This is a genomic window from Polymorphospora sp. A560, assembly GCF_045781765.1.
Taxonomy (GTDB): domain Bacteria; phylum Actinomycetota; class Actinomycetes; order Mycobacteriales; family Micromonosporaceae; genus Polymorphospora; species Polymorphospora lycopeni.
In genome coordinates, this window is record NZ_CP122282.1 from 3,031,193 (window position 1) to 3,055,983 (window position 24,791).

Below are 24,791 nucleotides of genomic sequence, written 5' to 3' on the forward strand. Positions count from 1 at the left end.
CACCGTGCTCCAACCTGAGCCAGATGGTGCCCTCGCTGCGCTCGGTCACGGTGCCCCCTCGCTGCGCCCGGTCACGTGAGCCCGTAGGGGATCAGGACCTGGGCGGTGCGGTGCACGGCCCGGTCGAAGAACAGCCCCCGCCACGGCCGCGGATACCAGTCCGGGCCGCCGGAGCCGCCCGGGTAGAGGGCCGACGTAAGCTCGGCGCCCTGCACGTCGAGCGCCACCCACGCCCCGATCTGGTCGGTACGCGACGCCGGCCCGCCCAGGTCGTCCCGCATCCGGGCCACGCCACGCCACCAGGCCAGCACGTGGGTACGCCGCTCCGGCCCGTGGTGCAGCACGTGCCGCAGGTGGGCCAGCCCGGTCGCGCCGTCCACCTGCGCCGACAACTGCCCGGTGGCCGCGTCGACGGCGTACAGCAGCAGGTAGTGCGGCTCGGCGGACCCGGACCCCAGCCCGGCCGCCGTCTCGGCCATCAGTTCGGCCACGCTCTCCTCGTCGTACCAGTTGGCGTCCGGCGACAACGCCTCGAAAAGGCTCCGGGCGGCCAGGTCGGCCTCCGGGTCCAGGCAGGCGATCGAGAAGCGGGCCGTGCCGGGCCGGTGCTGGCGGGCCAGCGACCGGCCGGCGGCGTCGAGCACCGCGCACGCCTCGTCGACCCGGGTGCCGAGGACGGCCAGGTTGCGGCCCGGCGCGCGGGGCAGCCGCATCCCGGCCGACCGCGCCTGTACGTCGATGATCTCGCCGAGCAGCGCGACCGGTCCGCGTCCGGGGGCCGGCGCACCGCCGTCGGCCGGCGGGGCCAGGGCGGCGAAGTCCGGCGCGTCGGCCAGCCTCGGCACCGCGTCGCCGTCGAAGAGACGGGCCGGCGCGGCGTGCGGCGGGCGCATCTTCCACAGCTTGTTCTGCAGCTCGCTCCACGTGCCCCAGTCGCTGGCGCCGGGGATCTTGGCCACCTCGTTGCCCTCGACCAGTCCCGACTCGGCGTTGATCACGGCGTGGTGGCGGGGCAGCGACTGGGCCGCGTCGTTGCGTTCGGCGAGGATCCGCAACGCCTTCGGCAGCGCGATCCGCAGCGTGAACTGCGCGACCAGCGCCGGCCGGCCCCACAGCGCCTCGATGCCGCGTACGTCCTGCGACGCCAGCACCAGGTGGATGCCCTGGGACCGGCCCCGCCGGGCCAGGTCCTCCAGCAGGTCGGCGGCCTCGCGGGCGACCGCGTCCCGGCCGGCGAGCAGCATCTGGAACTCGTCGACGACCGCGACGATCCGCGGCCAGCGGCCGTCCGGGTCGACCGCGCGCAACTCACCGAGCTTGGTCACCTCGTGCCGCTTGGCCGCGTCGGCGCGCCGGCGCAGTTCCTCGGCGAGGAACCGCAGCAGCGCCAGCCCGAACTCCCGGTCGGTGTTGACGTTGATGCCGACCAGTCGCATGTGCGGCAGCCAGCTCGGGTCCCGCTTGCCCTGCGCGAAGCGGGCGAACGACACCCCCTCCTTGAAGTCGAGCAGGTAGAACTCCAGCTCGTTGGGGGAGTAGCGGGCGGCCAGCGACCCGATCCAGGCGTAGATCAGGTTGGTCTTGCCGGTGCCGGACGGCCCCCCGATCAGCGCGTGCGGCGGATAGTCGCCGAGCGTCAGAAGGACCGGCCGGCCGAGCGGGCCGTCGCCGATCGGGGCGGTCAGGCCCGCCGACGACTCCTCGCGCCACATCTCGTCGTCGGGCGGCAGCAGGGCGGTGAACGGTGCCGGCGGCGGCCCGGCCGCCACGTGCGCGGCCACCTGCCGGCAGGTCTCGGTGACCAGGACCTGTGGCGGGGCCGGGTCGAGGCGGATCGGCAGGCCGCCGGACCCGTCGCGGGCGGTGCCGAGCCGGGCGCCGTCGCCGTCGACGGCGATCCGGGTGACCGACGGGTCGTCGGGCAGCGCGATCCCGCGGACGACCAGGTGCACGCCGCACGCCGGACCGGTGCGGACCACCCGCTCCAGTTGGGCGCGTTCGTGCCGGGACAGCTCGTCGCCGCCGAGCAGGACCGCGACCCGCCACGGCTCCGGTCGCCGCCCGGTCGCCGCCGCCAGCCGGCGCAGCGAGGCGTGCTCGCCGGCCAGCACCTTCTCGTTGATCCGCCGGATCTGGTCGACGAGGTCGTCGAGCAGCCCGGTCAGCCCGCCCGGCCCGACGAACGTCAGCAGCGCGGCCGGCGCCAGCGGGGCGAACCCGGCCAGCCCGCCGCCGAGATGCTCCGGGTCGTAGCCGGCGAGCCGCACCGCCCCCGGTACGGCGCCGCCGACCGCCCGCAGCAGCAGGGCGGCGACCACCGCGTCCGCGCCGCCCCGGTCGGCGCCGGTCAGGTGTACGTGCCCCCGGTCGAGCAGCGGCACCAGCGCCGGTACGGGCGCGATGCCCGGCAGCCGTACCGCGCCGATCCGCAGCGCGCCCGGCGATTCGTCGTACGGGGCGGGGTGGCCCGCCACGCCTCCCACGGCGCGCCCGCCGCCCCGGGCGCCTCCCGCGCGGCGGCGCCGGCGGCCCGGTCGGCCAGTACGCCGATCCGCTCGCCGTGCCGGTCGTCGATCTCGGCCAGCCGCTGGTCGCGTTCGGCGCCGACCCGGGGCCGGACCCGGGCCGCCGCCGCCCGGGTGCGCGCCAGCCGGTCCTCGGCCTCGTCGAGATCGGCCATGGCGTCCTCGACCCGGTCCCGGGCCGAACCGAGCGCGTCGGCGAGCAGCTCACGGACCCGGGTGGCGAGCTGGGTGCGTACGTCAGCCACCCGAGCCTCCGCCCGTGCGGTCGCCGCCGCGCGGCCACACCCGGGGAGCGTCCGCCTTCGGCGGGGGCGGCTTGCGGGCCGGACCGGGCCGGGCCGGTTTCGCCAGGCCGGGCGGGGGCGGCTTCGCCGGCCCGGGTTGCGTCGGGGTGGCCTGGCCCGGTGGCGGGGCGCCGTCCTTCGGCAGCACCGACTCCGGGTCGCGGCCGAGGCGTTGCAGCAGCAGCCCGGTCAGCACGCCCGCCGCCACCGCCGGGTCGGCGGGGTTCGTCGGCGGCGCGTCCGGGTCGGTGCGGGGCGGCGGCATCCGGCAGACCCGGGTCAGCACCGTCTCCAGGACCGGCTTGGGCAGGTTCGGCAGCAGGGCCCGCAGCGGGCCGTCGAACGCGTTGCGCAGGCGGTCCAGGTCCTGCGCCCGCGGCGGATGCCCGAGCAGGTCGGTGGCCAGGTCACGCAGCACCGGCGGGGCGGACGCGGCCAGCCCCAGCCCGACCGAGGCGTCCACGCCACGCAGCTCGCGGTGCAGCCGGTCCTTGTCGCCGGACCGTACCCCGGCGGCCACCCGGCGCAGCAGGTCACCGGCGTCGGTGGCGCCCTTCTCGGTGCCGGGATCGGACTCGTCGGCGCGGCCGGTCAGCTCGCCGACGCGTTCGGACCACCACCGGTGCACCGCCGCCGGCCCCGCCGGGGCGCTCTTCTGCGGTCCGCCGGGTTCCGGCTCGGGCTCCGGTCGCCGCCGCTCGCCGGACGGTACGGGGGCCGGTGGCCGCCCACCGTCCTGGCCCAGGCCGATGGCGGCCAGGTATTCGGCGAGCTGCTCCTGGGCCAGCCGCAGCGCGTAGCCGGCGCTCTCGGCGTGTTCGGTGGCCGCCGACAGTTCGGGTACGCCCATCGGGTTCGCCGACTCCTGCCGTACCCACCGCAGCCGGTCGCCGGCCTTCTGGAGATGGTCCAGGGCCCGGGCGACCTGGTCGGCGGGCAGGTCGTCAGCGGCGGCGCGGACCAGCGCCCCGATGTCCTCGATGATCGACATGATGGATCACAGCGTCGCTACGTATAGCTGGGCCTGCTCGACGGCGGCGAGGGTGGCCGACAGGCAGTCCTCCAGCTCCTGGCTCGCCTGCGACAGCGACGCCTGCGCGGCGGTGACCGTCTCGTGGCCGCTGCCCTCCAGCGCCCCGGCCAGTGTCATCTGCGCCTCGTTGAGCCGCTCGCTGGCGCCCTGCACCGCCGCCTGGGCGTCACTGATCTGCTGGAGGGCCGCCTCGATCGCGGATTTCAGCTCAGCAACGCTCGCCACGGAACCTCCTGGGGGCGGGGAGGACTGTCCCCACAACCCTATCCGTTTCCTGCCGGGGCGTCCGGATCAACGGCGCACGCGTCGCGTACCGGCAGGTCCGGCCGGCGTGTCAGCGGCCGCCACGGTTTCCCGACCGTCCATCGTGTTCGGACGCGTCGGCCGCCGGCGGCTCGACCGCCGCCGCTGGTCCGGCCGGCGGCCGCGCCCCGGCCGCCGGCCGGTCCAGGGTGCGCGGGCCGCGCACGGTGGCGCCCAGCGCCGTCACCCGCTCCCGCAGCCCCCGGTCGGCCGTCACCACCACGCACGGCCGGCCCGCGGTACGCACCAGGTCGACGATCGCGTCGTCGCCCGAACCCGGCGCGGACACCACCGCCACCCCGTCGACCGGCGGCACGCCCCGGGCCGCGCCCTCCACCACCAGCACCACCTCCACCGGCGGCGGCAGGTCCGCCAACCCGCGCGCGGCGAGCCCGGCCAACCGGTCCCGCAGCCGCGCCGTGGCGCCCGGCCGGTCCCGCCACCAGCCGTCCGGCCGGGACCCGACCACGTTGGCGGCGTCGACGACGAGCAGCACCTGCGTCTCCATACGGCCAGCCTCCCGTACCCCGGCCCCGCCGGCACGGCGCCGCACCGCCGCGCCCGGACGCGACGTTTGCGGTCGGCCGAGTCGGGTAGCCCGGCGCAACACCGGCGGCGTGGTCACGGCGGGGCCGCGCCCGTGACGAGGGAACGGCAGATGAGCAGTGGACCGTTGGGACCCGGCGAGCCCGGTAGCGACCCCTGGGACGAGTTCCTGTCCCGATACTTCGGCCGCGGTGAACCCCGCCGTCCGAGCAACCGGGTCGACATCACCCGGTTGATGAGCGCCGACGCCCGCGAACTGCTGACCGACGCCGCCCGGCGGGCCGCCCAGTCCGGCAGCGCCGACCTCGACACCGACCACCTGCTGTGGGCGGCCCTGCAGCGGCAGCCGCTGCGGGACCTGGTCCGCCGCGCCGGCGCCGACCCCGACCCCCTGCTCGCCTCGCTCAACGGCCCCGGCGAGGCGCCCCGTGGCGACATCCCGTCGAACATGTCGCTCACCCCGGCCGCCAAGCGGGCCCTGCTCGACGCCCACCAGCTCTCCCGGGCGATCGGGGTCACCTACATCGGACCCGAACACATCCTGATGGCGCTGCCGCTGAACCCCGAGTCACCGGCCGGCCGGATGCTGGCCGCCGGCCGGGTGCAGCCGGAGTCGTTGCAGGCCGCCGGCGCCGAACGCGCCGGCACCCGCAACGGGCACGGCACCCCGACCCTCGACCAGTACGCCCAGGACCTCACCGAACTGGCCCGCGAGGGACAGATCGACCCGGTCATCGGGCGCGCCGACGAGATCGAACAGGCCGTGGAGATCCTGTCCCGGCGTACGAAGAACAACCCGGTCCTCATCGGTGAGGCCGGGGTCGGCAAGACCGCCATCGTCGAGGGGCTGGCCCAGCGCATCACCGACGGCGAGGTGCCACAGACCCTGGTCGGCATGCGGGTCGTGCAGCTCGACCTCGCCGGCCTGGTCGCCGGCACCCGCTACCGCGGCGACTTCGAGGAACGGCTCAAGAAGGTCATCGACGAGATCCGCGAGCACGGCGAGGAGCTGATCGTCTTCCTCGACGAGCTGCACACCCTGGTCGGCGCGGGCGGCAGCGGCGCCGAGGGCGGGATGGACGCCAGCAACATGCTCAAGCCGGCGCTCGCCCGCGGCCAGCTGCGGGTGGTCGGGGCGACCACGCTCGACGAGTACCGCCGGCACATCGAGAAGGACGCGGCGCTGGCCCGCCGCTTCCAGGCGGTCGTGGTCCCGGAGCCGAGCGTCGAGGACACCGTCGCGATCCTGCGTGGCCTGCGCGACCGCTACGAGGCCCACCACCAGGTGCGGTTCACCGACGAGGCGCTGGTCGCCGCCGCCGAGCTGTCCGACCGGTACGTCACCGACCGTTTCCTGCCGGACAAGGCCATCGACCTCATCGACCAGGCCGGAGCGCGGGTACGGCTGCAGACCCGCACGCCCGCCGCGGACGTACGCGACCTCGAACGGCAGGTGGAGCAGCTCAAGCGCGACAAGGACCAGGCGGTCGCCGACGAGCAGTACGAGCGCGCGTCGTCGCTGCGCGACCGGCTGCGCGAGGCCCGCGAGCGGTTCGAGACCGCCCGCGGCGGCGGCGACGGCCGGGTGCCGCAGGTACGTACCCAGGAGATCGCCGAGGTCGTGTCCCGGGCCACCGGCATCCCGGTCAACCAGCTCACCGAGGAGGAACGCGACCGGCTGCTGCGGCTGGAGACCCACCTGCACGAGCGGGTCGTCGGGCAGGAGGACGCGGTCACCGCGGTCGCCGAGGCGGTCCGCCGGTCGCGTACCGGCCTGGCCGACCCGGACCGGCCGATGGGCAGCTTCCTGTTCCTCGGCCCGACCGGCGTCGGCAAGACCGAACTGGCGCGGGCGCTGGCCGAGGCGCTGTTCGGCGAGTCGGAGCGGATGGTGCGCTTCGACATGAGCGAGTTCCAGGAGAAGCACACCGTCAGCCGGCTGGTCGGCGCGCCGCCGGGCTACGTCGGCTACGAGGAGGCCGGGCAGCTCACCGAGGCGGTGCGCCGCCGCCCGTACGCGGTCGTGCTCTTCGACGAGATCGAGAAGGCACACCCGGACATCTTCAACGTCCTGCTCCAGGTGCTCGACGAGGGACGGCTGACCGACAGCCAGGGGCGGACGGTGAACTTCCGCAACACGGTCATGATCATGACCAGCAACCTCGGCTCGGACCTGATCACCGGCAGCCGGCGCAGTGTCGGCTTCGGCACCGACGGCGAGGGTGGGGGAGAGGACCGCGACCTGCGGGAGCGGCTGATGCGCCTGCTCCAGGAGTCGTTCCGGCCGGAGTTCCTCAACCGGATCGACGAGGTGATCATCTTCCGCCGGCTGGAGGCGCAGCAGTTGCGCCAGATCACCGAACTGATGCTCGACGAGACCCGGCGGCGGCTGCACGCCCAGAACATCAACGTCGACCTCACCCCGGCCGCGATCGACTGGATCGCCGAGCACGGTCACGAACCCCGCTTCGGGGCGCGACCCATGCGCCGGACGATCCAGCGCGAGGTCGACAACCGGCTGTCCCGGATGCTGCTCGACGGGACGCTGTCGGCCGGCCAGCGGGTACGCGTCGACGCCCGCGACGGCGAGCTGGTCTTCGACGTCTCGGGCACCGAGGCGGCCGGCCGCCACCCCGAACCCGCCTCGATCTCCGGCCGCTGACCGCCGCCCCGTTCCCCGCTCCTCTCCTTTTCGGCGATCTTGCAGTTGTCTCCCCCTTCTGTTCCGGTTTGTCGGGCGACAAGCGCAAGATCGCGGGGGAGTGGGCCTGACGACAGGAGTGACATGCCCACACCGGACCGCACCGACCCGGAGGTCAACGAACTCTGGGACGAGTTCCACGCGTACGTCAACGTCGACTCCGGGCAGTTGCGGAACTGGCTGCTGGTCCGGGCCTCCGACGAGGACGGGTTCCCCGGCCCGCCCGAGCAGACGATGCCGCAGCCGGGCGGGGCGATCCTCGACATCCTCGGCCGGCGCAAGGTCGACCTGACCAACGGCGACCTCGACGTCATGCGGACGACCGTGGAGCAGATCCAGGACCTGCTCGCCGACCGGCCGGAGGAGGGCGCCGGCAACGACCAGTGGCGCCACGCCCTCCTGGACCTCGGCCACGACCCCCTACGCGCAACCTGACCCGCCCGCGCCCCGGCAGCCAAGCACACGCCGAGCGCGTCACGCCGAGCGGGCGTCGATCACGCCGAGCGGGCGTCGATCACGCCGAGCGGGCGTCGATCACGCCGAGCGCGCCGGTCACGCCGAGCGGGCGTTGATCAAGGAGAAGTTGTGCGACAAATCCGTACGGGGCGGGCACGGTTCGTCCTCGATCGCGTCGCGAACGCCGAGTGGTCGACGGCGCGACCCCTGATCAAGGACAAGTTGGGCGACGAATCACCGCGAACCGGGCACGCCTTCTCCTTGATCGGCACCGCCGCCGGGGGATCGGCGCCGCCGCCGCCGCCGGGGGACGCGTCGCCGCAGGACACAGGACACCCCGGACGGGGCGGCGGGGCGGGAGGTACGGAGGGTCAGGCGGATCCGAGGCTGGGCAGTTCCAGGCCGAGGGCGTCGGTGGCGGCCGTCCGTTCGGCACGGATCGCCTCTTCGCGGGCGACGAGGGTCGCGTACTCGGTGATGTGTGGCGGCTCCGGTACGGCCGGCAGCCGACGCAGGAACGCCTCCACGTCCCGGGCGGCGGCGGTGTGTGCGGCGGCCGCCCGGCGGGCGGTGGCCAGCGTGCCGGTGTCGTCGGGCGGCTCTGTCTGCGTCATGTCACGGGCCATACCCGGTCGGCGCCCGTTCGCACCCGCCGCCCGGCTCCGTCCCGTCCAGGGCACGGCAAGATCCGCGTGATCAGGGGCCGCAGTGATCGACACGCCGACGACACGAGCGACTTGATCCCTGATCACGCGGATCTTGGGGGTGGGGGGCGGGGGCGTTACGGGTTGGTGAGGCCCAGGGTGTAGCTGCCGGAGCCGCTGTACGCGTGCACCCGGTAGCGGTAGTAGCCGGCGGTGCCGGAGTAGGTGACCGTCTCGTCCGGGCCGGTCGAGGTGCCGCTGGCCACGTTCAGCCAGCTGGCGCCGTTCCACTTCTGCAGGTACAGGTCGAAGTCGGTGCCGTTCGGCCCGTCCAGGCAGCCCCGGTGCTGGCCCGACGTCGACGAGTAGTAGTACGTGCCGCCCGGCTGGTAGGCGTTGCCGCCGCTGCTCAGCGAGCCGGTGTACGTGAACTCGTGGCCGCTGCACCCGGTCGGCGGGTTCGGGTTGCCGCCGGTCGACGTACGCAGGGTCAGGCCGTACGCCGACAGGATCTCGTTCAGCGGCTGGAAGTACGTCGTGCCGCCGACCGAGCAGTTGCCGGAACCGCCGGAGGTGACGCCCTGCGCCTGCTGGCCGGCGAGCCACGAGCCGCCGGAGTCGCCGGGCTCGGCGCACGCGGTGGTCCGGGTCAGGCCGCTGGCCGTGCCCTCGGCGTAGTAGACGGTGGAGTTCTTGGCCTGGACGGTGCCGCACCGCCAGCCGGTCGTGGAGCCGGAGCGGCAGACCGACGCGCCGACGGCGGCCTCGGTGTTACCGGCGACGATCACGTTGCCGCCGGCGTAGTTGTTGACCCACGGCTGCGGGGTCCAGTTGGAGTTCGTCTGCACCCAGGCGTAGTCGTTGCCGGGGAACGACGAGCCACGGAACGTGCCCTGGGAGACGTTGTTGTAGCCCTGGGTGGGGGTGCCGACGGTGCCGCAGTGGCCGGCGGTGACGAAACCGCCGGTGACCGAGAAGCCGACCGAGCAGCGGCCGCCCATGTAGTAGGCGTCGCCGCCGCGTACGTCGTACAGCGTCTTCGGGGCCTCGGTCGAGGCGACGACCCGGACGGCGGCCGCGTCGACACCACTGGCCTTGACGAAGTCCGCCGCCGCGGCGGTGCCGCCGCGGGCGAGGACGACGACGGCGTTGGTGGCGACGTCGACGTACCAGCCGGCGACCGAGGTGGCGGAGGTCTTGGCGGCGCTGCCGTCCAGCTTCGCCTTGACCGCGTCGAGTTGGGCGATGCTGCGGCTGACGATCCGGGCCTCGGCGCCGGCGGCGCGGACCTTCGCGGCCTGCCTGGCGTCGGTGACGGCGACGACGAACGAGGAGGCGTCCGCGGTCAGCCAGGCGCCGCCGAACGTGCCGCCGAGCGTCTTGCGCAGGTCGGCTTCGGTACGGCTGGCCGTGGCGTCCCTGGCGAGCCGGGTGCGGGCCTGCTCGGCGGTGAGGCCGAGGTCGCGCTGCATCGCGGCGAACATCTCCGGCGAGGCGGCGTCGGCGGCCGCCGGTGCGGGGGCGGCGTCACGGTCGGGGGCGGCGGCGGCCGGCGTGCTCGTGGCGGCGAGCACGCCGACGGGCAGCAGGAGTACCGCTGCCGCCGCGGCGAGGTGTCGGTTCATCCGTTTTCTCCTTGACAGAGGAGGCGTGGGGATCCGGCGAAGCCGGGAACGCACCCGCCTCGGGGAGCGGGTATGGGGTTGGCCCGGTCGGGGTTTGCCGCGGCCCGGTCCGGCGGCCGTGGGGGTCGCGGTCGTCGCGTGTACGGCCGTCGGATGGACGGCCGTCGGGCTCGCGGCCGCCGGGCGGACGACCGCGGGGATACGGCCGTCCCGGGCGGACGGCCGTCGGGGTACGGCCGTCCCGGTGGGCGGCCGTGGGGGTGGACGGCCGCCCGGTCGATAGAAATCGATCTACGGGCACCGTCAACTTAACGGTGGTTAATCGGCGTGGGTATATATCACCTGGCTCATACCATCGCCGATCACGGAAGGGGTCCCGACCCGCGACAGGGGCGGCGCCCGGCGCCGGCGCGAGGTGGGCGAGGCGCGGCGGTGCGCCGCGAGGTGACGTGCGGCGAGACGACGTGCGGCGAGACGACGCGGACGGCGTCCGGCCGGGCCCGCGACCATGCCGGGGCGGCGCCCCCGGGCCGGGGCGCCGGTCGCCGGGCGGGACGGGTCAGGCGGCCGCCATCTGCTGTACGCCGAACGTCGGGTTCTGCCGCAACCACGTGCGGTAGAGGGTGTTGCGGTCCAGTGAATCGCTGTAGGCGTTCATGGCATGCCCGAACACCTGGTCGGCGATCCGGGCCGCGGGCGCGTCGGGGTGCCAGCCGAGCAGCAGCCGCCAGCGCAGCGGGGCGCCGGCCAGCGGCCGGACCACCAGGCCACTGACCGCCCGGTAGGTGGCCTGGCACAGGGCTACCGCCTCGCCGGCGTCGACGAGGTCGATGCAGGCCCGGATGTCGGTCTCGTAGATCTTGCGGGGGGTGAATCCGGCGCGGGCGCAGGCGGTGGCGAAGCACTCGCCGAAACAGCCGTCGCCGGGTGCGGCCACCCACTGTTCGTCGGCCAGGGCGTCGAGCGGGACCTCGGCGGCGGTGGCGAGCGGGTGGGCCTCGGGCAGCATGACGAAGATGGGGTCGATGGCGACCGCCCGCCAGGTCAGGGCGTACTCGGCGGACGGTGTCGCGTCACCGCAGACGCCGGCCAGCACGTAGTCCAACCGTCCGCCGAGGACCATCTGCGCGAGTTCGTCGACGTACCAGGAGGCGTAGGTGCTGAGTTGGGCGTGCGGCTGGTCGGCCGCGAGCCGGTGTACGAGCCCGCCGAGGATCGGACTGTTGGCCCCGCCGAACCGGTAGCTCATGGCGGTGCCGGTGCCGGCGAGCCGGGCGGCCTCGTCCTGCAGTCCCTTCATGGCGGGCAGCAGCACCCGGGCGCGGGCGAGCACCAGTTCGCCGAGGGCGGTCGGGCGGGCGCCACGACGGTCGCGTTCGAACAGTGGCCCGCCGAGCGTCCGTTCGATGCGTTGCAGTTGTGCGGTGAGGGCCGGCTGCGCCAGCCCGAGCATGGAGGCGGCCTTCGTGACGCTGCCCGTCTCCGCGATGGCGCAGACCACCTTCAGGTGACGCAGCTCCAGGTTCATATCGTGACGGTAGGACCTTCATGGGATCGACGGGAAGACCTTCGGCCAATGAAAGATCCCCCGAACGAAAAGTGAAAAGTAACCGAACGGACACCATAGAGCATCGCAACGTGGGGTGTGGGCTACGTACGGTGATGGTCTCGCGGTGGGCGTGGTCGAAAACGTCCAGCCGGTATCGTGTGACAGTGATGAATATTTCGCGCCGGAGGGTGTAACACGGCAGCTTTTGTGGATACCGTCCGGCGCGGTCACCGCGCGTCAGTGGATCCTCCGGGGTGTCCGACGGCCACGAAAAAATTCTGTCGGATTGCCACCCGTTCGGGTGACATCCCGGCCCCCCGTGGGGCGGCCTAGGTCAGATCCTCCGGGTACGTCGTCCGGCCACCCGCCGCGTCCCGCACCTTGTCCACCACCCCGAGCGCCGGCTCGACGACCTTGTTCCACGGCGGGGTGTGCGGGGCGCCCGGGTGCGGCCGGGTCGGCGCGGCCTCCTCGGCGATCTCGACCCGGTTGCCCAGCCTGATCAGGTCCTCCATCGTGGACACCTCGAACAGCCTGGGGAACAGCATGCTGTCGGCGGCGCGGACGTGCCGGTCGAGCCGGGCGGCCACGTCACCGGTCAGTTCCGCGAACCTCGGGTCGTCGTCGGCGGCGCCCTCCAGCGCCCGCAGCGCCTCCAGCAGTTCGACGTCGGCCGCGACCTCGCGCCCGGCGAGCTGGTCGCCGTCGCCGAACGCGGCCCGCAGCCTTGGATACAGGTACTGCTCCTCCGCCGACAGGTGCCGGCTCAGCGTGGCGGTCAGCACCTCGACCAGGTCACGCCGCCGGTGCGTCGCACCCGTGGACGACACCGTGCTGCCGGCGAGCTCGCGGCACAGCGCGGTGATCCGGTCGTGTTCCTCGGTGAGCACCTCGACGATGCTGCGGCCACCCGGGTCGTGCGCCGCGTCGTCGCCCGTGTGCGGCAGCGGCGGCAGGGTCATGCCCCCACCTCGCGTTGCTCGGTCATGCGTACCCTCCGGGTTCGGTCGGCCGGCGGTGCCGGCCGATGACGGCCCCGCGATACCCCCGCCCGCGACCACCGAAACCCCGGCCCGGACAGCGCCCGGACCGGGGCCGGCGCGGGCGCCGACCCGACCCGCCCCCGTGATCCCGGCGGCGACGGCGGCACCCCCCGACTGGTAAGAAGAGCGCATGACCCTCCGCCATCCCGCACCGACCGACGAGGTCGTCGAGCTGTGCCGTGACCTGTTGCGCATCGACAGCACCAACACCGGCGACACCCGGACCAGCGCGGGGGAGCGGGCCGCCGCCGAGTACGTCGCCGGCAAGCTCGCCGAGGTCGGCGTCGAACCCACCATCCTGGAGACCGAACCCGGCCGGACCAACGTCGTCGCCCGGATCCCCGGCGCCGACCCCGGACGCGACGCCCTGCTCGTGCACGGCCACCTCGACGTGGTGCCGGCCGACCCCGACGAGTGGTCGGTGCACCCGTTCTCCGGCGAGGTCCACGACGGCTACGTGTGGGGCCGCGGCGCGATCGACATGAAGGACTTCGACGCGATGACGCTCGCGGTGGTCCGCGACTGGCAGCGCACCGGCGTACGCCCGCCCCGCGACATCGTGCTCGCCTTCACCGCCGACGAGGAGGCCGGCAGCGACCTCGGCGCGCACTTCCTCGTCGAGCGGCACCCGGAGCTGTTCGAGGGCTGCACCGAGGCGGTCGGCGAGGTCGGCGGCTTCTCCTACACCGTCAACGACAACCTGCGCCTCTATCTGGTCGAGACCGCCGAGAAGGGCATCGAGTGGCTGCGCCTGCACGCCCGCGGCCGGCCCGGCCACGGCTCGATGATCCACGACGACAACGCGGTGACCGCGCTGGCCGAGGCGGTCTCCCGGGTCGGCCGGCACCGTTTCCCGCTGGTGGTCACCCCGACCGTACGGGCCTTCCTGGAGGAGGTCTCGGCGGCGCTCGGCATCGAGCTGGACCCCGACGACCCGGAGACCGCGATCGCCAAGCTCGGCCCGATCGCCAACATCATCGGCGCGACGGTCCGGCACACCGCCAACCCGACCCGGCTCGAGGCCGGCTACAAGGACAACGTGATCCCCGGCCGGGCCACCGCCACCATCGACTGCCGCACCCTGCCCGGCGACGCCGACGAGTTCCTGGCCCAGTTGCGCGAGGTGATCGGCCCCGACCTGGAGATCGAGCACATCCAGCGGCAGCCGGCACTGGAGACCACGTTCGACGGTGCGCTGGTCGACGCCATGGCCGCCGCCCTGCGCGCCGAGGACCCGGGCGCGCGGGCGGTGCCGTACATGCTCTCCGGCGGCACCGACGCCAAGGCGTTCACCCGGCTCGGGATCCGTTGCTTCGGCTTCGCGCCGCTGCGCCTGCCGGCCGATCTGAACTTCTCGGCGCTCTTCCACGGCATCGACGAGCGGGTACCGGTCGACGGACTACAGTTCGGCGTGCGGGTGCTCGACCGGTTCCTGCGGGCAAGCTGATTCCGCCCACCCGCTCAAATTCCGCCCACCCGCGCAACCCCACTCGAAGGGACAGTCAACACCATGACCGACCAGTACGCGGAGCTCGACTCCGCCCTGGAACGGGTTGTCGAGGCCGCCCGGGGCCATCTCGCCGCCGTCAAGGCCGCCCAGGGGCGCATCGACGACGACAACGTCTGGCAGGCGTACGTCGCCCTCAACAACGCCTCCTACGCCTACGACGAGCTGCTGCTCGACGCGTTCGGCGAGGTGACGCCCTGGGACGTCGACCTGATCGACCCGGACGAGGTCGACGAGCGCTTCGCGGCCGGCGGGGCGGGCGGCGCCGAGGCGACCGACCCGCACCCCCGTGTCGTGTCGGTACGCCAGCGCCGCGACTACCGGGTGCCGAGCACCGCCGCCCTGCTGCGGGTCGCCGACGCGGCCCGCCGGGCCGGTACCCCCGACGACGTGGAGCCGGAGCCGGTGGAGAACGTCGGCGAGGCGGTGCTGGAGCTGCTGCAGAGCGGTGACGGTTCGCTCGCCGGGCTCGACGTGCCCGAGTTGGAGCCGCTCGACGGGGTCGTGCTGGTCAGCGAGATCGACGCGCCGCTGGACGTGGAGTCGTTCAGCGACGACGACAGCTCGCAGCTCTTCCAGGAGGGGCCCACCGACGTGCTGGTCGGCCGGCTCGACGAGCACCCGATGCTCTCCGACGAACTCGACCATGACCACGACCACCCGCACGACCACCCGGCGGCCCGGCCCGGCCGCTAGCCCGGCGCCCCGAACGGGGGATGTCAGTAGGACAGGCCCGGTTGCGACTTGTTGACCACGCGGCGACGCAGCACCACCTGCCGCGTGCCGTCCCGGAAGAGTCGCACCCGGGCCAGTTCCCAACCGGAATACTCGGCCTGGATCGCCAGCTGCGCCGCGGCGGTCACCCGGTCGACATTCGGCGGTAACCGCAGCGGCGCGTATTCGTAGTCCATGTGTTCCATCCTGCCGACCGCCGTTGCCGCTGACCAGTCCCGCGACTGTGGGCTCGGCGACGGAAAACGGCGGGCCCGCGCGCCAGCGCGGGCCCGGTCCGGACGGTCAGCCGTCGCGCTCGGGATAGCCGACCGGGACCGCCGACACGTCGTCGAGCGCCGCCGCGATCTCCACCGGCAGCGTCATCTGCTCCACCTGCAACGCGCCGAGCAGTTGGCCGACGGTCCGGGCGCCCAGGATCGGCGCCACCACCCCGGGCCGGTCGCGTACCCAGGCCAGCGCCACCTCGGCCGGTGAGACGCCGAGACCGCCCGCGGCGGTGGCCACCGCCTCGACGATGCTGGAGCAGCGCGGCTCCAGGTAGGTGGCGACGAACCGTTCCAGGTGTGCCGACGCGGCCCGCGAGTCGGCCGGCCGCCCGTGCCGGTACTTGCCGGTCAGCACCCCGCGCCCGAGCGGCGACCAGGGCAGCACGCCGAGCCCGAGTTCGGCGCAGGCGGGCAGCACCTCGCGCTCGATGCCGCGTTCGAGCAGCGAGTACTCCATCTGCGCGGCGACCACCGGCGCCCGGCCCGGGAACGCCGCCTGCCAGGTCGCGGCCCGCGCCGTCTGCCAGCCGGAGAAGTTCGACACCCCGACGTAGCGCACCCGGCCGCTGGCCACCGCGTGGTCCATCGCCGCGAGGGTCTCCTCCAGCGGCGTGTCCGGGTCGTAGCCGTGGATCTGCCACAGGTCGACGTGGTCGGTGCCGAGCCGGCGCAGCGACGCGTCGAGGGTACGCAGCAGGTGTCCCCGCGACCCGTCGCGCCGCCGCCCGGTGCCCGGCCGCAGGCCGGCCTTCGTGGCGATGAGCAGCTCGTCACGGGGCACCAGGGCGTCGAGCAGCGACCCGATCACCGACTCGGCGTCGCCGTCGCCGTAGACGTCGGCGGTGTCGACCAGATTGCCGCCAACCTCCAGATAACTCTTCAACTGGGCGGCCGCGTCGTCGGCGTCGGTGTCCCGACCCCAGGTCATGGTGCCGAGCGCGAGCCGCGAAACCGCCAGCCCGCTTCGGCCGAGCGGTCGCTGTTGCATGGTTGAACTTTATTCAGAACATCGCGTCACCAACATCCTTGCTTGCGTCGCATACCCGGCGGTACGCCACGCCCGGGACGGACCGGTGACCGGTGGGCGGTCGGCCCGTCCCGGTTGCGTACTCTGATGCGACTTGTGCGCGCGGCCGGGCGTCCCGTCGGGGCGTCGCGTCGTACCGCCGCGAAACGGGGAGGATTGCGTGCGACTCGGGCTCAACCTCGGATACCAGACCGCGTGGAGCACACCCGCGCACCACCTGGCGCTGGCGCGCGAGGCCGACCGGCTCGGCTACTCGGTGGTGTGGGCGGCCGAGGCGTACGGCTCGGACTCGCCCAGCACGCTGGCCTGGCTGGCCGGGCAGACCGAACGCATCGGGCTCGGCTCGGCCGTGATGCAGATCCCGGCCCGGACCCCGGCGGCGACCGCGATGACCGCCACCACCCTCGACGCGATCTCCGGCGGCCGGTTCCACCTCGGGCTCGGCGTCTCCGGCCCGCAGGTCTCCGAGGGCTGGCACGGCGTACGGTTCGCCAAGCCGCTGGCCCGCACCCGCGAGTACGTCGACATCGTCAAGCTGGCGGTGGCCCGCAAGCAGGTCGAGTACGCCGGCGAGCACTACCGGCTGCCGCTGCCCGACGGCCCCGGCAAGGCGCTGCGGCTGGGCTTCCACCCGCCGCGCGAGCACATCCCGATCTACCTCGCCGCGGTCGGCCCGAAGAACCTCGAACTCGCCGGCGAGATCGCCGACGGCTGGCTCGCCGTCTTCTTCGCGCCCGAGTTCGCCGGCGAGCAGCTCGCCGCCGTACGCGCCGGACGGGCGACCGCCGGCACCGACCTGGCCGGGTTCGACGTGGTGCCGAGCGTGCCGCTGGTCGTCGGCGACGACGTCGACGCCTGCGCCGACCTGGTCCGCTGGTACGCCGCGCTGTACGTCGGCGGGATGGGCAGCCGGAAGCAGAACTTCTACAACGACCTCGCGGTCCGGATGGGCTACGGCGACGCGGCCCGCGAGGTGCAGGACCTCTACCTCGACCGGCGGCACCGGGACGCGGCGGCGGCCGTTCCCCGCGAGTTCATCGACCGGACGTCGCTGATCGGGCCGAAGGAGCGGATCGCCGACCGGATGCGCGAGTTCGCCGCGGCCGGGGTGACGACGCTGTCGGTGTCGCTGTTCGTCGCCGACCCGGAGGCCGGGGTCGCCACCCTGCGCACCGCCGCCGAGGCGCTGGAACTCGCCGGGGTGGGCGAATGAGCGTGCCGGTCGGGGGAATCGGTGGGCGTGGTCGCGGGTCCGTGGCCACCGAGCGGAGCGAGGGTGTGGCGTGAGCTGGCTTGAGGCGATCGTCCTGGGCATCGTCCAGGGCCTCACCGAGTTCCTGCCGGTGAGTTCGTCGGGACACCTGCGGATCACGTCGGCGATCTTCTTCGAGGAGGACGCCGGTGCCTCGTTCACCGCGGTGACCCAGCTCGGCACCGAGGCGGCGGTCCTGCTCTATTTCGCCAAGGACATCTGGCGGATCAGCCGTACCTGGGTCGTCGGCATCTGGGACAAGTCGGTACGGCCGAGCCTGGACTACCGGATGGGCTGGTACGTCATCGTCGGCTCGATCCCGATCGGCATCCTCGGGTTCCTGTTCAAGGACCAGATCCGCGGCGTGGCCCGCAACCTGTACGTGGTCGCGATCGTGCTCATCGCCTTCGCGTTCGTGCTCGCGTTCGCCGAGTACTGGGGCCGTAAGCACCGGACCCTGGAGCACTTCAAGATGCGCGACGGCGTGGTCATGGGCTTCGCCCAGGCGCTGGCGCTGATCCCGGGTGTCTCCCGGTCCGGGGCGACGCTGACCGCCGGCCTGTTCCTCAACCTGAGTCGGGAGGCGGCGGCCCGCTACTCGTTCCTGCTCGCCATCCCGGCGGTGGTGATGTCCGGGGTGTTCAGCCTGCCGGACGTCTTCGACACCAGCGGCGAGGGGCTGATCCCGTCCCCGGCGCAGATGGTGGTGGCCACCGTGCTCGCCTTCGCGGTCGGCTACGCCGCGATCGCCTGGCTGCTGCGTTTCGTCGCCCACCACACCCTGTACGTCTTCGTGCTCTACCGGGTGGCGCTGGGCAGCCTGGTGCTGGTGCTGCTGACCACCGGCACGATCTCCGCCACCTGACGGCCACCCGGGCCGGCGGCGCGCACCGGGTACGGCGATCGGCCGCACCCGGCCGCGGCACCGGCCCGGCGCCCGGCCGGCAGCCGGTCGGCCGGGCTTCTGGCTAGGCTGTCGATCGTGGCGACCCTCCTGCTCCTGCGGCACGGCCGCACCACCGCGAACGCCGACGGCGGGCTGGCCGGGCGGCTGCCGGTCGAACTCGACGAGACGGGCCGGGCCCAGGCGGTGGCGGTCGGTGAGCGGCTGCGCGGCCTGCCGTTCTCCGCCGTGGTGACCAGCCCGCTGATCCGCTGCCGGCAGACCCTCGACCTGGCGCTGCCCGGTGTGGCGGCGGTCACCGACGACGGGCTGACCGAGTGCGGCTACGGCGACTGGGAGGGGCAGCCGCTGAAGAAGCTGGCCAAGGATCCACTGTGGCCGGTCGTCCAGCAGCACCCGAGCGCGGCGGTCTTCCCCAACGGCGAGGCGATGGCGGCGATGGCGGCCCGCTCGGTCGCCGCCGTACGCGGGCTCGACGCCCGGGTCACCGCCGAGCACGGCCCGGAGGCGGTCTGGCTGGCCTGCAGCCACGGTGACGTGATCAAGTCCATCGTCGCGGACGCGCTCGGCATGCACCTCGACCTGTTCCAGCGGATCGTGGTCGATCCGGCGTCGGTGACCGTGATCCGTTACACCCCGACCCGGCCGTTCCTGCTCCGGCTCAACGACACCGGGGCGGGACTGGCCGGGCTGGTGCCGCCGAAGCGGCGCCGTGGGCGCCGGTCGCGGGCCGCCGAGTCGGACGCCGCGGTCGGCGGCGGCGCGGGCGCGGGCGGTGCCGTCACCGCCGCCGACGGTACGTCGTGAGCTGGGCGATCACCCCGGACCGGCCGGTCCGGACCGGGCCGGGGCGGCCCGCCGTCGCCGCCGGGCCGGTGCGCCGCGCGGCGCCCCACCGCGCCGGATAGGGTTTCAGGCATGACGCACCAGGTGCATGCCTTCGAGCCGCCGGAGCGGTTCGTCGCGGGGACCGTGGGCGAGCCGGGGGACCGCACGTTCTTCCTACAGGCTCGAGGCGGTGGCCGGCTGGTCAGCGTCGCGCTGGAGAAGGTGCAGGTTTCCCTGCTCGCCGAGAAGCTCGAAGAGCTGCTGACCGAGGCCCACCGCCGGTTCGGCGTCGAGTTGCCCGACGCGCCGGCCGGACCGTCGGACAACGAGCCGCTGGACAATCCGGTCGACGAGGAGTTCCGGGTCGGCACCCTCGGCCTGGCGTTCGACGTCGACAGCGCCACCGTGGTGATCGAGGCGATCGCCGCCGGTGAGTCGGAGGTCGGCCTCGACCTGCCCGACGACGCGGACGACGACGACATCGACGACGAACCCGACGACGACCTCGACCGGCTCCGGGTCCGGCTGAGCCCGCAGGCGGCCCGGGAGTTCATCGACCGGGCCCGGCGGGTGCTGTCGGCCGGCCGGCCGCCGTGCCCGCTGTGCGGGCAGCCGCTCGACCCGCAGGGCCACCTGTGCCCGCGGCACAACGGCTACCACCGCTGAGTTCCGGGCATGTCCGCCGAATCGACGGGTTCCGCCGAACCTGAGACCCGGACCGCGCCGGGCGCCGAGCCGCCGGCGCTGTGCGAGCCCCGGCCGGCGGCCGACCCGGCGCCCGGTGGAACCGTCCCGTCCGGCGCCGGTGCGCAGTCCGGAGGTCCCGCGCCGGCCGGCGGCACCGCCGGGGCCGGTGGCCCGGCGGTGCTCGCCGAGGCCGACGCGCTGCCGCTGCTGCGCGCCGGCGCGTTCGAGCTGGAGGGCCGGCTGGTCGACGCCTCCAACACCACCCTGCGCGGCTTCGTGACCCTCGACGGCGTCACCGCCCGGTGCGTCTACAAGCCGATCCGGGGGGAGCGGCCGCTGTGGGACTTCCCGGACGGCACCCTGGCCGGCCGCGAGGTCGCCGCCTACCTGGTCTCCCGGGCCACCGGCTGGGGCCTGGTGCCGCCGACGGTGCTGCGGGACGGCCCGCTCGGCCCGGGCGCCTGCCAGCTGTGGATCGACGAGCCGGCCGACGGCAGCCCGCCGGTCGGCTTCGTGCCCACCTTCGAGCTGCCGGCGGACTGGTTCCGGGTCGCCGCCGCCCGCGACGACGAGGGCAACGCCTACGCGCTGGCGCACGCCGACGACCCGCGGCTGGCCCGGCTCGCCGTGCTCGACGCGGTCATCAACAACGCCGACCGCAAGGGCGGGCACATCCTGGCCGGGCCGGACGGGCGGATCTACGGAGTCGACCACGGGATCTCGTTCCACGTCGAGGACAAGCTGCGTACGGTGCTGTGGGGGTGGAGCGGACGGCGGCTGCCGGCCGAGGCGGCCGAGATGCTCGACGGCCTCGCCACGGCCCTCGCCGGGCAGCTCGCCGACGACCTCGCCGAGCACCTGACCATCTCCGAGGTGGCCCGGTCGGCCGAGCGGGTACGCCGGCTGCGGGACACCGGACGGTTTCCGCCGCCGCCGCAGGACTGGCCGGCGGTGCCCTGGCCGCCGATGTGAGCATCCCGACGGCTTGATCATCCGCCCGGGAAACGGCGGGGTGTCGGGCTGGTTACGCTTGCGGTCATGGACTCTTGGACGGGGCACGAGGTGCCGCGGCTGCCGGGGCCGGCGCAGCCGCTCGCGTTGTTCGACTCGGCGCGCCGGGGGGTCTTCCCGACCCGCCCCACCGGCGCCGCCACCATGTACGTCTGCGGAATCACCCCGTACGACGCGACGCATCTCGGCCACGCCGCCACCATGATCACCTTTGACCTGGTGCAGCGGATGTGGCGCGACGCCGGCCACGAGGTCCGCTACGTGCAGAACGTCACCGACATCGACGACCCGCTGCTGGAACGCGCCACCCGCGACGGCGAGGACTGGATCGTGCTGGCGATGCGCGAGACCGCCCTGTTCCGCGAGGACATGGAGGCGCTGCGGATGATCCCGCCGGCCCACTACGTCGGCGCCGTCGAGTCGATCCCGAAGATCGTGGAGAAGGTCGCGGTCCTGCTCGCCGACGGGTCCGCCTACCGCCTCGAGGACGGCACCGGCGACATCTACTTCGACATCTCGGCCGCCCCCGAATTCGGCTACGAGTCCAACCTCTCCCGCGAGGAGATGCTCGAACTCTTCGCCGAGCGCGGCGGCGACCCCGACCGGGCCGGCAAGCGCAACCGGCTCGACCCGCTGCTGTGGCGCGGGGCCCGCCCCGACGAACCGGCCTGGCCCGGCGACGGGCTCGGCCCCGGCCGGCCCGGCTGGCACATCGAGTGCGCGGTGATCGCGCTGGGCCTGCTCGGCGACACCGTCGACGTCCAGGGCGGCGGCAACGACCTGATCTTCCCGCACCACGAGTGTTCGGCCGCGCACGCCGAGCGGCTCACCGGCCGGTCACCGTTCGCCGGCCACTACGTACACGCCGGCATGATCGGCCTGGACGGCGAGAAGATGTCGAAGTCGAAGGGCAACCTGGTCTTCGTGTCCCGGCTGCGGGCCGACCGGGTCGACCCGATGGCGCTGCGGCTGGGCCTGATCGCCGACCACTACCGCAGCGACCGGCAGTGGACCGACGACTCGCTCAAGGTCGCCGTCGAGCGGCTGGACCGGTGGCGGCGGGCCGCCGCGGCGCCGGCCGGGCCGTCCGGTGCCGAGCTGCTGGCCGCCGTACGCGCCCGGCTCGCCGACGACCTCGACACGCCGGGCGCGCTGGCCGTGGTCGACGCGTGGGCCGACGCGACGCTCGCCGGAACCGGCGCGGACCCGGCCGCCCCGGCACTGATGGCCACGACCGTGGACGCGCTGCTCGGCATCCGGCTCTGATCCACGCCCGGCCGGTGGGGCCACCCGGCCGGCCCGGGCGCGGGGAAGGCGCGGTGCGCGCCGGGTGGCGGTGCCGGCGCGGCCGGGTCAGCCGAGGACCAGGCCGGGGTCCGGATCCGGGTCGGCGGCCGGGCCGGGGATGGCGTACTCCTCGGTGAGGGTGGTCATCGGGCCCGGCCAGGTCGCCTGGGCCACCTCGATCGGCCGCCGGTTCGCGTCGTACGCGACGTGCAGCAGGTGCAGGACGGGTGTGTCGGGCCGGATCTGGAGGAGTTCGGCCTCCTCCCGGCTCGGCTGCCGGGCGGTGATCTGGTCGGTGGCCGAGGCGTACCGCCGGCCGATCTCCTCCTCGGCCTCCTGGTAGAGCGGGCGGCCGAACGCCTCCCTGCGCTCCAGTGAGGTGCCGTTGGCGTCGTCCGGCCGGAACCAGGACGCGCCGACCTCGACCGGCACGTCGTCGGTACGCACGATGTGCCGCCGGACGAGCAGTTCGGTGCCGTCGCCGACGCCGAACGCGTCGGCGACCTCGGGCGGGGCGGGGGCCCGGCCGACCTCGGTGAGCTGCTGCCGGTAGCGGGCCGCCAGGTCGGCGTGGTAGCCGCGGTGCCCGCCGTAGCGGCCCCGGGAGAGGCGGTTGAGCCGGCGCCGGGTGCCGCGGACGTACGTCCCCGAGCCGGGCTTGGTGATCAGGATGCCTTCGACCCGGAGCTGGTCGATGGCGCGCTGGACGGTCTGCTTGGCGACCCCGAACGTCTCGGCGATGGCCGGGATCGACGGTAGTCGCTCGCCGGGCGCCCAGTCGCCGCGCCTGATCTGGGCTCGCAGATGGGCCGATATCTGCCGGTGGGGGAACTCGGCGGCGCCGGGATTGATCGACGCGGCACCCGGGTTGATCGACATGGCATCGTCCGTCCGCTCGGGAGGGGTAACTAGGTTCCTAGGATGCCCTACGGGGTGTGTGGCGTCCCACCCGACACGCCGATCGGCGGTAGAACGTTTTCTTGTCGCCCCGGTGGCGACAAACGTTCTACGTTCGCGGCCCGCACCCGGTCATTGCGCGCAGATGTGTAGGGGCATCGACGTCGGACCATCCGGCCTGTCCCAGGTGATCGTGGCAACGAGACCGATCATCGGCGGTTCTACCGGGACTGCGGCCAGCCGTTGTTGTTGATCTGGGCGGGAGTGACCTTACCCATCCCGGGTAAGGTCACTCCCGCCCAGATCAACGTCTCCTTGTCGGGCGGGCGACCTGCGAGGGCGTACCGCGCACCGGCACGGCGGCGGGACGCCGGCGACCACCGGTCCGGGCCGACGGGACGATCCGCACCACGATGGTCCCGGGGGAGAGGCGGCCCCGGGAGGGCTGACGCTGAACTGCGGGCGGCAGACCGAAACCGGGTCGTCAATCGTGAATGCGACAGGTCAAGTATCGTCACCCGCGATTCGGCCACGGGCCGATCGTCGGCCCGGTGTGAAATGTTCGATTGACAAAATCCAGCGTCCGGGCGGGCGCGACCCGGCAGAGGTGCCCGCCCGGACCAGCACGTGTACGGCCCCGGTCAGGGGCGCCGGCCGACGACGGCGCCGTTGGCGCCGGGGGCGTCGAAGGGGACGACGCGGATGTCGGTGAAGCCGGTCCGGGCCAGCCAGTCGCGGTATTCCGCGCCGGAGTAGTTCCGGCCGCCCTCGGTCTCCACCAGCATGTTCATGCCCATCAGGGCGGCGTCCGCGGGCCCGGTGCGGTCGTCGTTGAGCAGCAGTTCGCAGATCACCACGGCGCCGCCGGACGGCAGGGCGTCGAAGCAGCGGCCGAGGATGGCCAGGTTGGTGGCTTCGTCCCAGTCGTGCAGGATCATGCTCAGCAGGATCACGTCGTGTCCGGCGGGTAGCGGCGCGTCGGTGAGGAAGTCGCCGGCGACCGTGGTGATGTTGTCGGTCGGGCGCGCGTCGGCGATCTGGGCGTCGGCGAGGGTGCACACGTGCGGCAGGTCGAGGATGGTCGCCCGCAGTTTCGGGTGCCGGCCGCACAGTTCGATCGGGAAGGCGCCGGATCCGCCGCCGACGTCGAGCAGTGCCTGGTACGGGCTGAAGTCGTACGCCTCGGCCAGGGCTCGGGCGGTGAACCGGGACGTGGAGTACATGGCCTCCCAGAACAGTTCGAGCATGACCGGGTCGGCGGTGGTGAACAGCGACTCCTGTGCCTGCGGGTCCCAGGTGACCGGCTTGTTGTCCCGCAGTGCCTGGTCGACCCGGTGCCAGGGCAGGTAGGTCCGCTCGTTGCAGTAGCGGACCTGCCCGCCGAAGTAGTAGGGCCGCCCGACGACCAGGAACTCCTCGGCCAGTTGCGTGTTGCGGTAGCCGTCGCCGGCACGTTCCAGCAGGTCGAGTGACGCGCAGGCGGTGAGCAGCAGGTCGGCGGGGCGTTCGGCGATGCCCAGCTCGTCGGCTATCTCCTGCACCGTGACGGTCCGGCCGTCCGCGAGCCGGGTGAACAGGTCGAGTTCGACCGCGGTCGCGAACGTCTTGAAACTCCAGAAACCGGTCACGAGCCGCATCAGGGGAGTCGGAGTGATCATACGGACATGTGAACACTTCGATG

General features: G+C 73.7%; 20 protein-coding genes and 2 pseudogenes. 10 read left to right on the plus strand and 12 right to left on the minus strand.

The annotated features are described in order from the left end of the window. Positions 1 to 71: 71 nt before the first annotated feature. The 4 genes and pseudogenes from QCD66_RS13680 to QCD66_RS13695 all read right to left on the minus strand — a co-directional run. Positions 72 to 2,770: pseudogene (locus QCD66_RS13680) on the minus strand (FtsK/SpoIIIE domain-containing protein). Continuing rightward, entirely contained in the window at positions 2,763 to 3,800 is a 1,038-nt protein-coding gene (locus tag QCD66_RS13685) for a hypothetical protein (RefSeq protein WP_375737342.1), read from the minus strand. The pseudogene QCD66_RS13680 and the gene QCD66_RS13685 overlap by 8 nt, the downstream one beginning before the upstream one ends. 6 nt (positions 3,801 to 3,806) lie before the next feature. Further along, the gene (locus QCD66_RS13690) at positions 3,807 to 4,067 is read right to left on the minus strand and encodes a hypothetical protein (RefSeq protein ID WP_364218610.1); all 261 of its coding nucleotides are present in this window, start codon (positions 4,065 to 4,067) and stop codon (positions 3,807 to 3,809) included. Between the two features lie 223 nt (positions 4,068 to 4,290). After that, positions 4,291 to 4,653: pseudogene (locus QCD66_RS13695) on the minus strand (hypothetical protein); the annotation flags it as partial. Positions 4,654 to 4,803: 150 nt separating this feature from the next. Here QCD66_RS13695 and QCD66_RS13700 point away from each other — a divergent pair. After that, positions 4,804 to 7,353 carry an ATP-dependent Clp protease ATP-binding subunit gene (locus QCD66_RS13700; protein ID WP_364218608.1) on the plus strand — a complete coding sequence of 850 codons (2,550 nt, stop codon included), beginning with the start codon at positions 4,804 to 4,806 and terminating at the stop codon, positions 7,351 to 7,353. 123 nt (positions 7,354 to 7,476) lie between these two features. Continuing rightward, positions 7,477 to 7,827, plus strand: coding sequence for a DUF3140 domain-containing protein (locus tag QCD66_RS13705; RefSeq protein WP_364218606.1), 351 nt, complete (start codon positions 7,477 to 7,479; stop codon positions 7,825 to 7,827). A 392-nt stretch (positions 7,828 to 8,219) separates the two neighbouring features. Here the strand turns inward: QCD66_RS13705 and QCD66_RS13710 are convergent, their stop codons facing one another. The 4 genes from QCD66_RS13710 to QCD66_RS13725 all read right to left on the minus strand — a co-directional run bounded on the left by QCD66_RS13710 (position 8,220) and on the right by QCD66_RS13725 (position 12,628). Further along, complete coding sequence (locus QCD66_RS13710; RefSeq protein ID WP_357543597.1) at positions 8,220 to 8,462, minus strand: hypothetical protein; 243 nt, start codon at positions 8,460 to 8,462, stop codon at positions 8,220 to 8,222. A gap of 167 nt (positions 8,463 to 8,629) precedes the next feature. Further along, positions 8,630 to 10,117: a S1 family peptidase gene (locus QCD66_RS13715; protein WP_375736660.1), complete on the minus strand. Its 1,488-nt coding sequence runs from the start codon at positions 10,115 to 10,117 to the stop codon at positions 8,630 to 8,632. 559 nt (positions 10,118 to 10,676) lie between these two features. Further along, positions 10,677 to 11,645: a LysR family transcriptional regulator gene (locus QCD66_RS13720; protein ID WP_357543601.1), complete on the minus strand. Its 969-nt coding sequence runs from the start codon at positions 11,643 to 11,645 to the stop codon at positions 10,677 to 10,679. A gap of 350 nt (positions 11,646 to 11,995) precedes the next feature. Next, complete coding sequence (locus QCD66_RS13725) at positions 11,996 to 12,628, minus strand: hemerythrin domain-containing protein (protein WP_364218601.1); 633 nt, start codon at positions 12,626 to 12,628, stop codon at positions 11,996 to 11,998. Positions 12,629 to 12,839: 211 nt separating this feature from the next. Here QCD66_RS13725 and QCD66_RS13730 point away from each other — a divergent pair, with 211 nt between their 5' ends. Further along, positions 12,840 to 14,156, plus strand: a complete 1,317-nt coding sequence (locus QCD66_RS13730) for a M20/M25/M40 family metallo-hydrolase (protein WP_364218599.1) — start codon at positions 12,840 to 12,842, stop codon at positions 14,154 to 14,156. Between the two features lie 63 nt (positions 14,157 to 14,219). Continuing rightward, positions 14,220 to 14,912, plus strand: a complete 693-nt coding sequence (locus QCD66_RS13735; RefSeq protein WP_357543607.1) for a hypothetical protein — start codon at positions 14,220 to 14,222, stop codon at positions 14,910 to 14,912. Positions 14,913 to 14,935: 23 nt separating this feature from the next. On the opposite strand, the gene QCD66_RS13740 is transcribed toward QCD66_RS13735, so the two are convergent. Both QCD66_RS13740 and QCD66_RS13745 read right to left on the minus strand, forming a co-directional pair. Then, a complete protein-coding gene (locus tag QCD66_RS13740) occupies positions 14,936 to 15,127 on the minus strand; it encodes a DUF5703 family protein (RefSeq protein ID WP_212819372.1) in 192 nt (63 codons plus the stop codon). Positions 15,128 to 15,233: 106 nt separating this feature from the next. Further along, positions 15,234 to 16,205, minus strand: a complete 972-nt coding sequence (locus QCD66_RS13745; protein WP_357543609.1) for an aldo/keto reductase — start codon at positions 16,203 to 16,205, stop codon at positions 15,234 to 15,236. Positions 16,206 to 16,404: 199 nt separating this feature from the next. Here QCD66_RS13745 and QCD66_RS13750 point away from each other — a divergent pair, with 199 nt between their 5' ends. The 6 genes from QCD66_RS13750 to mshC all read left to right on the plus strand — a co-directional run bounded on the left by QCD66_RS13750 (position 16,405) and on the right by mshC (position 22,192). Continuing rightward, positions 16,405 to 17,457 (plus strand): LLM class F420-dependent oxidoreductase, encoded by a 1,053-nt coding sequence (locus QCD66_RS13750; protein ID WP_357543611.1) that lies wholly within the window; start codon positions 16,405 to 16,407, stop codon positions 17,455 to 17,457. Between the two features lie 70 nt (positions 17,458 to 17,527). Further along, on the plus strand, positions 17,528 to 18,361 hold the full coding sequence (locus QCD66_RS13755) for an undecaprenyl-diphosphate phosphatase (protein WP_364218593.1): 834 nt from the start codon (positions 17,528 to 17,530) through the stop codon (positions 18,359 to 18,361). Between the two features lie 108 nt (positions 18,362 to 18,469). Beyond that, entirely contained in the window at positions 18,470 to 19,207 is a 738-nt protein-coding gene (locus QCD66_RS13760) for a histidine phosphatase family protein (protein WP_375736662.1), read from the plus strand. A 111-nt stretch (positions 19,208 to 19,318) separates the two neighbouring features. Continuing rightward, a complete protein-coding gene (locus tag QCD66_RS13765; protein ID WP_357543615.1) occupies positions 19,319 to 19,894 on the plus strand; it encodes a DUF3090 domain-containing protein in 576 nt (191 codons plus the stop codon). Between the two features lie 9 nt (positions 19,895 to 19,903). Beyond that, positions 19,904 to 20,887 carry an SCO1664 family protein gene (locus QCD66_RS13770; RefSeq protein ID WP_407567150.1) on the plus strand — a complete coding sequence of 328 codons (984 nt, stop codon included), beginning with the start codon at positions 19,904 to 19,906 and terminating at the stop codon, positions 20,885 to 20,887. Between the two features lie 66 nt (positions 20,888 to 20,953). After that, the gene (gene mshC, locus QCD66_RS13775) at positions 20,954 to 22,192 is read left to right on the plus strand and encodes a cysteine--1-D-myo-inosityl 2-amino-2-deoxy-alpha-D-glucopyranoside ligase (protein ID WP_375732998.1); all 1,239 of its coding nucleotides are present in this window, start codon (positions 20,954 to 20,956) and stop codon (positions 22,190 to 22,192) included. An 87-nt stretch (positions 22,193 to 22,279) separates the two neighbouring features. Here mshC and QCD66_RS13780 read toward each other — a convergent pair whose 3' ends face one another. Beyond that, a complete protein-coding gene (locus QCD66_RS13780; RefSeq protein WP_407567151.1) occupies positions 22,280 to 23,092 on the minus strand; it encodes a GntR family transcriptional regulator in 813 nt (270 codons plus the stop codon). 659 nt (positions 23,093 to 23,751) lie between these two features. After that, positions 23,752 to 24,768, minus strand: a complete 1,017-nt coding sequence (locus QCD66_RS13785) for a methyltransferase (protein ID WP_375732995.1) — start codon at positions 24,766 to 24,768, stop codon at positions 23,752 to 23,754. Between the last annotated feature and the right edge of the window lie 23 nt (positions 24,769 to 24,791).

Coding starts and splice junctions, on each gene's coding strand:
- mshC (WP_375732998.1), top strand. CDS start 20,954: ATGGACTCTTGGACGGGGCACGAGGTGCCGCGGCTGCCGGGGCCGGCG.
- QCD66_RS13700 (WP_364218608.1), top strand. CDS start 4,804: ATGAGCAGTGGACCGTTGGGACCCGGCGAGCCCGGTAGCGACCCCTGG.
- QCD66_RS13715 (WP_375736660.1), bottom strand. CDS start 10,117: ATGAACCGACACCTCGCCGCGGCGGCAGCGGTACTCCTGCTGCCCGTC.
- QCD66_RS13765 (WP_357543615.1), top strand. CDS start 19,319: ATGACGCACCAGGTGCATGCCTTCGAGCCGCCGGAGCGGTTCGTCGCG.
- QCD66_RS13735 (WP_357543607.1), top strand. CDS start 14,220: ATGACCGACCAGTACGCGGAGCTCGACTCCGCCCTGGAACGGGTTGTC.
- QCD66_RS13770 (WP_407567150.1), top strand. CDS start 19,904: ATGTCCGCCGAATCGACGGGTTCCGCCGAACCTGAGACCCGGACCGCG.
- QCD66_RS13730 (WP_364218599.1), top strand. CDS start 12,840: ATGACCCTCCGCCATCCCGCACCGACCGACGAGGTCGTCGAGCTGTGC.
- QCD66_RS13725 (WP_364218601.1), bottom strand. CDS start 12,628: ATGACCCTGCCGCCGCTGCCGCACACGGGCGACGACGCGGCGCACGAC.
- QCD66_RS13705 (WP_364218606.1), top strand. CDS start 7,477: ATGCCCACACCGGACCGCACCGACCCGGAGGTCAACGAACTCTGGGAC.
- QCD66_RS13745 (WP_357543609.1), bottom strand. CDS start 16,205: ATGCAACAGCGACCGCTCGGCCGAAGCGGGCTGGCGGTTTCGCGGCTC.
- QCD66_RS13720 (WP_357543601.1), bottom strand. CDS start 11,645: ATGAACCTGGAGCTGCGTCACCTGAAGGTGGTCTGCGCCATCGCGGAG.
- QCD66_RS13740 (WP_212819372.1), bottom strand. CDS start 15,127: ATGGACTACGAATACGCGCCGCTGCGGTTACCGCCGAATGTCGACCGG.
- QCD66_RS13780 (WP_407567151.1), bottom strand. CDS start 23,092: ATGTCGATCAACCCGGGTGCCGCGTCGATCAATCCCGGCGCCGCCGAG.
- QCD66_RS13710 (WP_357543597.1), bottom strand. CDS start 8,462: ATGACGCAGACAGAGCCGCCCGACGACACCGGCACGCTGGCCACCGCC.
- QCD66_RS13785 (WP_375732995.1), bottom strand. CDS start 24,768: ATGATCACTCCGACTCCCCTGATGCGGCTCGTGACCGGTTTCTGGAGT.
- QCD66_RS13685 (WP_375737342.1), bottom strand. CDS start 3,800: ATGTCGATCATCGAGGACATCGGGGCGCTGGTCCGCGCCGCCGCTGAC.